Annotated in this window: 11 protein-coding genes; 8 read left to right on the top strand and 3 right to left on the bottom strand. The window is 63.4% G+C overall.

Annotated elements, in window-relative coordinates; all coding sequences use genetic code 11:
* The first annotated feature begins 72 nt into the window (after positions 1-72).
* From FVE66_RS19385 to gloA, 8 genes are all read left to right on the top strand, one after another.
* The gene (locus FVE66_RS19385; protein ID WP_151449127.1) at positions 73-960 is read left to right on the top strand and encodes an HlyC/CorC family transporter; all 888 of its coding nucleotides are present in this window, start codon (positions 73-75) and stop codon (positions 958-960) included.
* A gap of 13 nt (positions 961-973) precedes the next feature.
* A complete protein-coding gene (gene lnt, locus FVE66_RS19380; protein ID WP_241673293.1) occupies positions 974-2530 on the top strand; it encodes an apolipoprotein N-acyltransferase in 1557 nt (518 codons plus the stop codon).
* A gap of 50 nt (positions 2531-2580) precedes the next feature.
* Positions 2581-3492 carry a glycine--tRNA ligase subunit alpha gene (glyQ, locus tag FVE66_RS19375; RefSeq protein ID WP_151449125.1) on the top strand — a complete coding sequence of 304 codons (912 nt, stop codon included), beginning with the start codon at positions 2581-2583 and terminating at the stop codon, positions 3490-3492.
* Positions 3493-3695: 203 nt separating this feature from the next.
* The gene (gene glyS / locus FVE66_RS19370) at positions 3696-5792 is read left to right on the top strand and encodes a glycine--tRNA ligase subunit beta (protein ID WP_151449124.1); all 2097 of its coding nucleotides are present in this window, start codon (positions 3696-3698) and stop codon (positions 5790-5792) included.
* Between the two features lie 14 nt (positions 5793-5806).
* The gene (gene gmhB / locus FVE66_RS19365; RefSeq protein WP_151449123.1) at positions 5807-6397 is read left to right on the top strand and encodes a D-glycero-beta-D-manno-heptose 1,7-bisphosphate 7-phosphatase; all 591 of its coding nucleotides are present in this window, start codon (positions 5807-5809) and stop codon (positions 6395-6397) included.
* 11 nt (positions 6398-6408) lie between these two features.
* Positions 6409-7191 (top strand): lysophospholipid acyltransferase family protein, encoded by a 783-nt coding sequence (locus FVE66_RS19360; RefSeq protein ID WP_151449163.1) that lies wholly within the window; start codon positions 6409-6411, stop codon positions 7189-7191.
* Positions 7188-8096 (top strand): M48 family metallopeptidase, encoded by a 909-nt coding sequence (locus tag FVE66_RS19355; protein ID WP_194164414.1) that lies wholly within the window; start codon positions 7188-7190, stop codon positions 8094-8096. The genes FVE66_RS19360 and FVE66_RS19355 overlap by 4 nt, the downstream gene beginning before the upstream one ends.
* 53 nt (positions 8097-8149) lie before the next feature.
* Positions 8150-8536, top strand: a complete 387-nt coding sequence (gloA, locus tag FVE66_RS19350) for a lactoylglutathione lyase (protein WP_151449122.1) — start codon at positions 8150-8152, stop codon at positions 8534-8536.
* Positions 8537-8623: 87 nt separating this feature from the next.
* On the opposite strand, the gene rsmA is transcribed toward gloA, so the two are convergent.
* The 3 genes from rsmA to FVE66_RS19335 are packed head-to-tail and all read right to left on the bottom strand — an operon-like array spanning position 8624 to position 11864.
* Complete coding sequence (gene rsmA / locus FVE66_RS19345) at positions 8624-9427, bottom strand: 16S rRNA (adenine(1518)-N(6)/adenine(1519)-N(6))-dimethyltransferase RsmA (protein ID WP_151449121.1); 804 nt, start codon at positions 9425-9427, stop codon at positions 8624-8626.
* Positions 9424-10449 (bottom strand): 4-hydroxythreonine-4-phosphate dehydrogenase PdxA, encoded by a 1026-nt coding sequence (gene pdxA / locus FVE66_RS19340; RefSeq protein WP_151449120.1) that lies wholly within the window; start codon positions 10447-10449, stop codon positions 9424-9426. The genes rsmA and pdxA overlap by 4 nt, the downstream gene beginning before the upstream one ends.
* The gene (locus FVE66_RS19335) at positions 10449-11864 is read right to left on the bottom strand and encodes a peptidylprolyl isomerase (protein ID WP_151449119.1); all 1416 of its coding nucleotides are present in this window, start codon (positions 11862-11864) and stop codon (positions 10449-10451) included. The genes pdxA and FVE66_RS19335 overlap by 1 nt, the downstream gene beginning before the upstream one ends.
* Positions 11865-11867: the final 3 nt, after the last annotated feature.

Here is an 11867-nt window from a genome sequence, read left to right as displayed (position 1 = left end):
GGCCCACAATTCATCAAGCCGCAACCTGATTGTTGTATGCTATTTCATCATTCCTGAAGCCTGACGGCCCCTATGCAAGAACCTCCCAGTCGGGACAAACATCCCGACACCAAGCCACACCGCTCCTTGTTCGAGCGGCTGACCGCACTTATCTCTCCCGAGCCGGAAAACCGGGCAGAGCTGCTCGAAATCCTGCACGACGCCCACGGGCATGGCCTGATCGACGCCGATGCGCTGTCGATGATCGAAGGCGTGTTCCAGGTCTCCGACCTGTCGGCGCGCGACATCATGGTGCCGCGCGCGCAAATGGAAACGATAGACATCAGCGAGCCGATCGATCAATGGCTGCCGCAGGTGCTGCGTTCCGGCCATTCCCGCTTCCCGGTCATTGACGGTGACCGCGACCGGGTGGTCGGTATCCTGCTGGCAAAGGATTTGCTGCGCTATTTCGGTGATGAAAGCTTCGTGGTGCGCGACATGCTGCGCACGGCAGTGTTCATTCCGGAATCGAAGCGCCTGAACGTGCTCTTGCGCGACTTCCGCGCCAACCGCAACCACATTGCCATCGTGGCCGACGAATATGGCGGCGTGGCAGGACTGCTGACGATTGAAGACGTGCTGGAGCAGATCGTCGGCGATATCGAGGATGAATACGATTTCGACGAGGACGAGGATAATATCCTGCCGGCCCGGCCGGCTGAGCATGGCCCGCGCTGGCGGGTCAAGGCCCTGACCTCGATCGAGCAGTTCAACGACATGCTCGGCCTGCACTTCTCGGATGCGGAGGTCGATACGGTCGGCGGCCTGCTCGTCACCCATATCGGCCACGTGCCGCACAAGGGCGAGGTATTCGAGATGGAGGGCGTGCGCTTCGAAGTCGTGCGCGCAGATGCCCGCAAGGTGCACGTGCTGCTGGTCGACAAGCTGCCGCCGCGCCCATCCGAAGCAGACCCGCGCTGAGCCGGTCGCCGCAGTGATCCTGTCCCGCCTGATTCCCTCCCGCCCGCTGCTGCTGGCTGCCGCTGCCGGCGCTGCCGCGACCCTGTCATTTGCGCCGTTCGGCTGGTGGCCGTTGCAATTCATCGTGATGGCCATCCTGTTCGTCCAGGTGGATGCTGCCGCCACGGTGCGGCAGGCCGCCCTGCGCGGCTGGGCATTTTCCTTCGGCTGGAGCGCTTGCGGCATCTGGTGGCTGTTCGTCAGCATGCACCGCTACGGCGGCCTTCCGGCCTGGATGGCGGCCGCAGCCGTCGTGTTGCTGGCGCTGGCGCTCGGCGCCTTCGCTGGGGTTACGATGGGCGCAGGACGCTGGCTGCAGCAGCGCGGTGCATCGCGCGCAACAATGCTGCTGGTCGCATTGCCGGCCTTGTGGATGCTGGCCGAATGGCTGCGCGGCTGGATGTTCACCGGCTTTCCCTGGGTGGCGTCCGGCTATGCGCATACCGAAGGCGTGCTGACCGGCTTTGCGCCGGTCCTGGGCGTGTATGGCATCGGCTGGCTGGCAGCCCTGCTGGCCGGCTGCCTGGTGTTGCGCGGCCGCCGGGCGATTGCGGTCGCGATCGTGGTGGTGGCCGCCGGCCTCGGCTTGCGCCAGGTGGCATGGACGGAAGCGCATGGCAATCCGGTCAGCGTGCGACTGGTGCAGGGCAATGTGCCGCAGGAATTCAAATTCGCCCACGAGCAGGTGCAGGCTGCGCTGGACATGTACCAGCGCATGATCACCGAAACCCCGGCCGACCTGATCGCCACCCCGGAAACCGCATTGCCGATGCTGGCCCACCGGCTGCCGGCCGGCTACCTGCCGGCCTTGCAACAGTTTGCGACGCAGAGCGGCAGCCATGTCGTGCTCGGCGTACCGGTCAGCGATGGCCACGACAGTTATGCCAACAGTGCGCTGGGGCTTGCGCCGCAGTCGCAAGCCGCGCAATCCACGCAATCCGCGCCGCTTTACCGCTATGACAAGCACCACCTGGTGCCCTTCGGCGAATTCATTCCGCCGGGCGCGCGCTGGTTCGTCCAGATGATGAATATCCCGCTTGGCGATTTCACCCGCGGACGGGCGGTGCAGCCGGCATTTGCCGTCAGGGATCAGCAGGTGCTGCCCAACATCTGCTACGAAGACTTGTTCGGCGAAGAAATTGCGGTCCAGCTGGCGGATGCCTGGCATGCGGGCAAACTGCCGGCGACCATCCTGCTGAACATGTCCAACATTGCCTGGTTCGGCGACACCATCGCCCTGCCCCAGCATCTGCAGATTTCGCGCATGCGCAGCCTGGAAACTGGGCGGCCGATGCTGCGGGCGACCAACACCGGGGTCACCGCGATCATCGACCAGCGCGGCACGGTGCTGGCGCAACTGCCTGCCTACCAGCGCGCCACACTGGCGGCGCGGGTGCAGGGAATGCAGGGCTGGACGCCCTACATGCTGGCCGGGAACGTGACCATCGTAACGCTGGCGGTGGGGCTGCTGCTGGCCGCCTGGCTGTCGACGCGGCGCGCAAGCGTGTCTGGGGCAGTAAAAACCCGCTAGAATTGAGGGTTTTCCACGCTATCTGCCCGCCCTTCGCGGCGGACTTCAACATGCTCACATTTCAACAGGTCATCCTCAAGCTGCAGGAGTATTGGGATCGTCAGGGTTGCGCGCTGCTGCAACCCTACGACATGGAAGTGGGCGCGGGTACCTCGCACACTGCCACCTTCCTGCGGGCGATCGGCCCCGAGCCATGGCGGGCAGCCTACGTGCAGCCCTCGCGCCGTCCCAAGGATGGCCGCTATGGCGAGAACCCCAACCGCATGCAGCACTACTACCAGTACCAGGTGGTGCTCAAGCCGGCGCCGGAAAACATCCTCGAACTGTACCTGGGCTCGCTGCAGGCGCTGGGACTGGACCTGAAGCAGAACGACGTGCGCTTCGTCGAGGACGACTGGGAAAATCCGACGCTCGGCGCCTGGGGCCTGGGCTGGGAAGTCTGGCTGAACGGCATGGAAGTCACGCAGTTCACGTATTTCCAGCAGGTCGGCGGCCTGGACTGCAAGCCGGTGCTGGGCGAAATAACCTACGGCATCGAGCGGCTGGCGATGTACCTGCAAGGCGTCGAGAACGTCTACGACCTGGTCTGGACCGAATGGGAAGAGCATGGCGTCAAGAAGCACCTGACCTACGGCGACGTGTTCCACCAGAACGAAGTCGAGCAGTCGACCTACAACTTCGAACATTCCAATGCCGAATTCCTGTTCTCGCTGTTCTCGAACTACGAGTCGGAAGCGAAGCGCCTGCTGGCCGTGCCGGTCACGCTGCCGGCTTATGAAATGATCCTGAAGGCCGCGCATACGTTCAACCTGCTGGATGCGCGCGGCGCGATTTCGGTGACCGAGCGGGCGGCCTATATCGGCCGCATCCGCAACCTGTCGCGCGCGGTGGCGCAGGCCTATTACGAATCGCGTGAAAAGCTGGGCTTCCCGATGTGCGGCGACAGCCGCCAGGCGGCTTGATAAGCGAAATATCTGAAGCAAGCACTGCCGCTCCTCTTTCAAGAGGCGCGAGATCAGGCAAAGCGTAGATCTGACCCCATCCCCACCCCAGCCCTGCCCTTGAAGGGGAGGGTGAAGGCGGGAAAAGCGTAGATTTGACCCCATCCCCACCCCGGCCCTCCCCTTGAAGGGGAGGGTGAGATCGGGAAAAGCGTAGATTGAATATGAACCAGACATTGCTTGTCGAACTGCTTACCGAAGAACTGCCGCCCAAGGCCTTGGCAAAACTGGGCGAAGCCTTCGCCTCCGGCATCGCCAATGGCCTGAAGGCCCGCGCCTTCCTGGACGATGGTTCCGTCACGACCTCATACGCCACGCCGCGTCGGCTGGCCGTGCACATCTCCGGCGTGCGCAGCGCGTCGCCGGACAAGAAGGTGCGCGAGAAGGTGCTGCCGGTATCGGTCGCCCTTGACGCCCAGGGCAATCCGACTGCGCCGCTGCAGAAAAAACTGGCGGCGCTTGCCGCCTCCACCGGCGTCGGCGAAATCACGCTGCAACAGTTGCAGCGGGCGCAGGACGGCAAGGCCGAAAGCTTGTTTCATGAATACACCGCCGCCGGCGTGCCGCTGCAGGCTGGCTTGCAGGCGAGTCTGGAAGAAGCGGTGGCCAAGCTGCCGATACCGAAGCTCATGAGCTACCAGCGGCCGGATGGCAGCACGGTGCAGTTCGTGCGCCCGGTGCACAAGCTGCTCGCGCTGCACGGCGAACAGCTTGTACCGCTGACGCTGCTCGGACTCCAGGCCGGGCGGGTCACCCAGGGCCATCGTTTCCTGTCGCACGGCGACATCAGCATCGCCTCCAGCGACGCCTGGGCGCCCACGCTGCATGCCGAAGGAAAGGTGGTCGCCAGTTTCCCTGAACGGCGCGAGCAAATCCGCCAGGCGCTACTGGCACAAGCAGGTTCCGACCAGATCCTGATGCCCGAGGCGCTGCTCGACGAAGTGACGGCCCTGGTCGAGTGGCCAGTGGTGTACGCCTGCCGCTTCGGCGACGAATTCCTGTCGGTTCCGCAGGAATGCCTGATCCTGACCATGCAGACCAACCAGAAATATTTCGCGCTGACCGATGCCGAAGGGCGCCTGCGTTCGCGCTTCCTGGTGGTCTCCAACGTGGAAACGGCGAGTCCGGAACACATCATCGGCGGCAATGAGCGGGTGGTGCGTCCGCGCCTGTCCGATGCCAAGTTTTTCTTCGAGCAGGACCAGAAGAAGAAACTGGCCGACCGCCTGCCGGCGTTGGCAAACGTGGTCTATCACAACAAGCTGGGCAGCCAGGAACAGCGCACCCAGCGCGTGCGCGCCTTGGCGCTTGCCATTGCCGACCAGATGGGCGCGGACGCTGCGCTGGCCGAACGCGCCGCGCTGCTGGCGAAGACCGACCTGCTGACCGACATGGTGGGCGAGTTCCCCGAACTGCAGGGCATCATGGGTACCTACTACGCCCGTCATGACGGCGAGCCGGAAGAGGTCGCGCGCGCAATTTCAGAACATTACCAGCCGCGTTTCGCCGGTGACGCCCTGCCCTCCACGCAGACCGGCACCGTGATCTCGCTGGCCGACAAGCTGGAAACCCTGGTCGGCATCTGGGGCATTGGCCTGGCGCCGACCGGCGACAAGGATCCGTTCGCACTGCGCCGGCATGCGTTGGGGGTGCTGCGCATGCTGATTGAAAAGCGGCTGCCGCTGTCGCTGTCGATCTTGCTGGCAAGCAGCGTGTCCCTGTTTGCCGGCAATGCCGCGTTCAAGGATCCGGAACAAGACATCACCGGCTTCATGATGGACCGGCTGCGCGGCCTGCTGCGCGAGCGCGGCTACGCACAGAACCAGGTCGAAGCAGTGGTGGCGCAGCATCCCGATCGCCTGGATAACATCGTTGAGCGGCTGGAAGCGGTCAAGGCCTTTGCCACACTGCCGGAAGCCGAGGCGCTGGCGGCAGCCAACAAGCGCATCACCAATATCCTGAAGAAGACCAGCGCCGCGACCGGCGAGGTACAGGCCAGCCTGCTGCTGGAGAGTGCGGAGCAGGGACTGCACGCTGCACTGCTGCGGCTGCAGCCGCAGGCCGAGCAGGCCTGGGCGCAGGGCGACTTCGCCGGCACGCTGATGTCGCTGGCCCAACTGCGGGCCGACGTCGACGCGTTCTTCAATGACGTGATGGTGATGGCGGAAGACGAAGCCTTGCGAAACAACCGGCTGGCGCTGCTGGCGGCGCTGCACGCGATGATGAACCGCGTCGCCGACATTTCGAAACTGGCCGCATGACCGGCCCCGGGGCGATGAGACTCATCATCCTCGACCGTGACGGCGTGATCAACTTCGATTCGGAAAGCTTCATCAAGTCGCCGCGTGAATGGATCCCGATTCCCGGATCGCTGGAAGCCATTGCACGCCTGAACCAGGCCGGATACCGGGTGGTTGTCGCCACCAACCAGTCGGGCGTGGCGCGCGGCAAGTTCGACATGGTGACGCTCAACGCGATCCACCAGAAGATGCACGACAGCGCCCAGAAAGCAGGTGGCGAAATCGATGCGATCTTCTTCTGCCCGCACGCCGCCGATGAGGACTGCGATTGCCGCAAGCCGAAGGCCGGCATGCTCAATGCCATTGCCCGCCGCCTGAATGTGAGCCTGAAAGGGGTGCCGGCGGTCGGCGACTCCCTGCGCGACCTGCAGGCCGGATTCGTGGTCGGTTGCGTGCCCTATCTGGTACTGACCGGCAAAGGCGAAAAAACCCTCGAAAAGGGCGGCCTCCCGCCCGGCACCCAGACATTCGACAATCTCGCGGCGGTGGTGGACCACCTGCTGCTCATGCCCACCGCCGCTGGCAGCGACGCCGGCGCATCCAAAGAAAGCAGGAAAAAACAGTGACCCATGAAGAAATGACCAGCCCGCGGCGCTCGTTGCCGAACCTGTTCCTGCGTTCCTTGTTGTTCGCCCTGGTGATGCTGGTAATGACCGTGATCTGGGCGCCGCTGTGCTTCCTGTTCGCGCCGCTGCCCTATCACCAGCGCTACTACATGACCGGGCGCTGGAATGTGGTCGTAATCTGGGCGGCGAAGGTGATCTGCGGAATCCGCTACCAGGTGAAAGGCATGGAGAACCTGCCGGATGCACCGGCCGTCGTGCTCTCCAAGCACCAGTCCGCCTGGGAGACAATTTTCTACATCGTGCTGATGCCGCGTCCACTGGTCTATGTGTTCAAGAAGGCGCTGACCTACATTCCCTTCTTCGGCTGGGGCATCGCGCTGTTGCGCATGATTCCGATCGACCGCAGCAAGGGCACGGATGCGATGAAGCAGGTGGTCGCGATCGGGCGCAAGCGCCTGGCCGACGGACAATGGATCATCATGTTCCCCGAGGGCACCCGCAGCCAGGTCGGCTCGAAGGAAAAATACAAGATCGGCGGCCCCCGCCTTGCGGTCGAGACCGGGGTGCCGGTCATACCGGTGGCAATGAATTCGGGCGAATGCTGGCCCAAGAATTCCTTCATCAAGAAGCCGGGCCTGATCACCGTATCGATCGGCAAGCCGATCTCGTCGGAAGGGAAGAGCGCGCTCGAATTGCTGCATGAAGTTGAAAATTGGATAGAATCGGAAATGCGGGTAATTTCTCCTGCTGTGTACGCCCGATCCAGTCCAGTCCAGAGTCCGCCAACGTCTTGAAAAAGCTGCTCCGCAACCTGCTGCCCGATCCAAAACAGCTTGCGCTGCAACTGGACTTTTTCACATCGCCTTCGATTTTCAGGACCGGATCGCGAGATCCGGCCCCTGCTGCGCCTGCTGCCCCGCCCCCCTCACCCAAGACTGCAACGCCTGGCCAGGCCACCCCTGGCCGGCGCCGGATCCAGTTGCGCGAGAACGCGCTCGATTACACGCTGCGGCGCTCCAAGCGGCGTTCCATTGGCTTCGTCATCGACGAAGACGGGCTGCACGTTGCAGCGCCGCGCTGGGTGACCGTCGCCGAGATCGAAGGCGCAATCCGTGAAAAGGAACGCTGGGTTTTCGCCAAACTGGCGGAGCGGCGTGAGCGATCGGCGCGCATGCGCCCGCCAATGGAATGGCGCGACGGGGCCAGCCTGCCCTACCTGGGACGCGAGGTGGTGCTGCGCATTTTGCAGCAACAGCAACAACAGCAGCAGCGCCAGCAGGCCACGCATTTCGACGCGGACCGCAATGAACTGCTGGTGTGCCTGCCGAGCGATGCTGGCGAACAGCAGCTCAAGGACCAGGTGCTGGGCTGGCTGCAGCGGGAAGCAAAGCGCGTGTTTGCGGAACGGCTGCCCTTGTACGCAGAAAAGCTCGGCGTCGAATACCGCTCCTTCGCGCTATCATCGGCGCTGACGCAGTGGGGATCGTGCACGCATGACGGCCGCATCCGGCTCAACTGGCGCCTGATGCATTTCGGCCTGCAGCAGATCGATTATGTGATCGCGCACGAACTTGCCCACCTGCGCGAGATGAATCACAGTCCGCGCTTCTGGGCCACCGTGCAATCCGTATTTCCCGAGTTCGAAGCCGCGCGCCGCGCGCTGCGCGAACAGGGTCCGGAAACGCTGCCGATTTTCTGAAGTAACGTTTCCCCGTTTAACTCGGGGCAAGCAACCAACATCGAGGACAGACAATGCGACTGCTACACACCATGCTGCGCGTAGGCGACATGCAGCGATCGATAGACTTCTACACCAAGGTGCTCGGCATGAAACTGCTGCGCACGACCGACCGCCCGGACCAGCAATACACGCTGGCATTCGTCGGCTACGAATCAAATCCGGAACAGGCCGAGATCGAACTCACCTACAACTACGGCGTCGACAAGTACGAGATGGGAAGCGCGTACGGCCACATCGCGATCGGCGTGGACGACGCGTACAAGATGTGCGCCGAGGCCAAGGCAAAGGGTGGCAATGTCACGCGCGAGGCCGGCCCGGTGAAGGGCGGCAGTACCGTGATCGCGTTCATCACCGATCCTGATGGATACAAGATCGAGTTGATACAGCGCGGGACGTAATCAATGCATAAATGGGCTCAGGCTCGAATTAAACGAGTTTAATTCGAGCCTGAGCCCATTTAAGTCACCCCATTTAACGGATACCAGTCAAGTTCCTAGCATCCTCGCCAAGCCTACAAACCCCTCTACCGCCACCGTCTCCGGCCGCGCCTGCGGGTCGATCCCTGCGTCCCTGATCTGCTCTTCCGTAAACATCCCCGACAGGCAATTGCGCAAGACCTTGCGCCGCTGCGAGAACGCCTTGGTCACCACTTGGCCCAGCAAGGCCGGGTCGCAGGCCAGCGGCTCGCGCAGCGGGATCATGCGCACGATCGCAGATTCAACCTTCGGTGGCGGGTCGAACGCAGTCGGCGGCACCACCATCAGCATATCCATCTGGTAGCGCCACTGCAGCATCACGGACAGGCGTCCGTACACCTTGCTGCCAGGCTCCGCCACCATGCGCTCGACCACTTCCTTTTGCAGCATGAAATGCTGGTCGACCACGATGTCGGCGAAATCGGCGAGATGGAACAGCAGGGGCGACGAAATGTTGTACGGCAGGTTCCCGACCACGCGCAAGCTGCGCTGCGAACCGGATCCCGGTGGCGCTTGAACGTCGCCGGACGGCAGCAGCGAGCGAAAGTCAAAGGCCAGCGCGTCGCCGGAATGCACGATCAGCCTGGCCGGGTCGAACTTGCGTGACAGCCGTTCGACCAGGTCGCGGTCGAGCTCGACTACGTGCAGGCGTTCAAGCGAGCCCAGCAACAGGCTGGTCATGGCACCCAGACCGGGGCCGATCTCCACCATCAGGTCGCCGGGCTGCGGCCCGATCGCACTGATGATGTCATGCAGTACGGTCTTGTCGGTCAGGAAATTCTGGCCGAAGCGCTTGCGGGGAATGTGTTTCATTGCGCCTTCTGTGCAGCGGCCATGCTTGCCGCCACCTTGATTGCCTGCAGCATGCTGCCGACGTCCGCACGGCCGATTCCGGCAGCGGCGATATCCAGCGCAGTGCCGTGGTCAACCGAGGTGCGGATCAGGGGCAGGCCCAGTGTAATGTTGACGCCGCGGCCGAAGCTGGCGTGCTTGAGCACCGGCAGCCCCTGGTCGTGATACATCGCCAGCACGCAGTCGGCGCGGTCGAGGTATTTTGGCTGGAACAGGGTGTCGGCCGGATAAGGGCCTTCGACCGCGATGCCCTGTGCCTTGGCACGCGCCAGCGCCGGTTCGATGATGTCGATTTCCTCGCGGCCGAGGTAACCGCCCTCGCCCGCATGCGGATTGAGTCCCGTCACCAGTATGCGCGGCTGCGCCAATCCGAACTTCGCTTGCAGGTCGCGATGGATGATGGAGATGGTCTGCAGCAGGCTGTCGATGGTGATCGCCGCAGCGACATCTTTAAGTGGCAGATGGGTGGTCGCCAGCGCGACCCTGAGCGGATGCGGCCCGGCGCCGTCAGCCAGCATCATTACCACCCGCGGCGTGCCGGTTTTTTCAGCCAGGTATTCGGTGTGGCCGGAGAATGGCACGCCGGCATCGTTGATCGTGCTCTTCTGCAGCGGTGCCGTCACGATTGCGTCGAACAGCTTGTTCATGCCGCCGTCGATCGCCATGTCGAGCGTGCGCAGCACCGGCAATCCATTGACGGCATCGAGCTTGCCGGGCACGACCAGCGCATTCAGGGGGCAATCGATCACCGCGACACGATCCACGCCGAATGACGGCAAGCCGTCATTGCGTACCGCCTGCCACGACAGTGCTACCAGCCGGATTTCGGGATCGATTGCGTGGGCGGTCATGCTCAACAGCGCAGAATCGCCGATCAGCACGCATTCGACGCTGTCACGCAGGGCCCATGCCGCGCGTATGGATATCTCCGGTCCGATACCGGCCGGTTCGCCACAGGTGACTGCGATGCGCGGACGTCCCATCAGCGCCGGCCGTCGGCGTCGTCGCGGTATTCGACATAGGCACGGTCGCGCAACTGGCGCAGCCATTCCTCCTGGGCCTCGGCCGCCTTGCGCTCGCGCAGGACTTGCCTTGCGGCTTGCCGCTGCCGCTCCTTCGATACGTCATCACGCTTGCGTTCCATCACCTGGATCAGGTGGAAGCCGAACTGCGACTCGATCGGTTCGCTGATGTCGCCCGGCTGCAATGCATTCATGGCCCGCTCGAACTCGGGCACCGTGTCGCCCGGATAGACCCAGCCAAGGTCGCCGCCGCGGGACGCGGTGGAGTCGTTGGAATACAGGCGCGCCATCTCTTCAAAGGTGGCGGCCTTGTTGGCCAGGCGCTCCCTGACCTCGGCCAGCTTGCGGCGGGCATCGGTGGACGACACGACCTGGTTCACCTTGATCAGGATATGGCGCGCCCGGGTCTGCACTACTGCCGGCACGCTGCCGCCGCTGGTGCCGCTGGTGCCGGCCTCCGCCTTGCGGGTACCGAGCAGCTTCAGGATATGGAAGCCATTTGCGCTCTTGACGGCGGCGATGTCACCCGGCTTGCTCTTGGCCATTGAATCGACGAACAATTCAGGCAGGCGATCCGGCGTGCGCCAGCCGATCTCGCCGCCGCGCAATGCATCGGCCGAGTCCGAAAATGTGGCGGCGACCTTGGCAAAGTCAGCGCCGCCTTTCAATTGTTGCACAGCCTGCTCGGCACGTTCCCGGCGCTGGCTGATTTGCTCCGGCGATGCGTTTTCAGGAATCCGGATCAGGATTTGTGCAATGTTCAGTTCGGTCGGTTCGGCGGTGGCCGGGCTCTCGGCCATGAAATTGTCGATCTCGGATTCGGAAATCTGGATCTTGCTGTCGACTTCCCGCTCGCGCAGCCGCTGCAGGGTGATCTCCTCGCGGATATCCTCCCTGAAACGGGCGAAGCTCATGCCGTCACGTTCCAGCTGGTTGCGGAACTCCTGCATGTTCATCTTGTTCTGCTCTGCAATGCCGGCGACCGCCCGGTCCAGCATCTGGTCGTCCACCCGTATGCCGGACTCCTTCGCCAGCTGCATCTGGGCCCGGTCAACGATCAGCCGCTCCAGCAACTGCTTGCGGAATTCGGCACGCGGCGGCATCGCCACGTTCTGGCTGCGCATGCGCGCCTCGACCATCTTGATACGGTCTTCCAGTTCACGGTTGGTGATCACTTCGTTGTTCACGACCGCAACGATGGAATCGACCGCTTGCACATTTTGCCGGGCGGGCGCTGCTGCCGGGCCTTGTGTCTGGGCATGGACCGCCGGCAGCGCAAGGATGGCGGCGGCGGCCAACAGCCAGCCGCCAGGCGCGCGCCGGGGCTGGCGTGGCGATCGACGAATTGCGGTTGCAGAAGATGACTGTTGTTTCATGTT

Source organism: Lacisediminimonas profundi (assembly GCF_008831265.1).
In the GTDB taxonomy this organism is placed as follows: domain Bacteria; phylum Pseudomonadota; class Gammaproteobacteria; order Burkholderiales; family Burkholderiaceae_D; genus Lacisediminimonas; species Lacisediminimonas profundi.
This window is presented reverse-complemented; position numbering and strand designations above follow the sequence as displayed.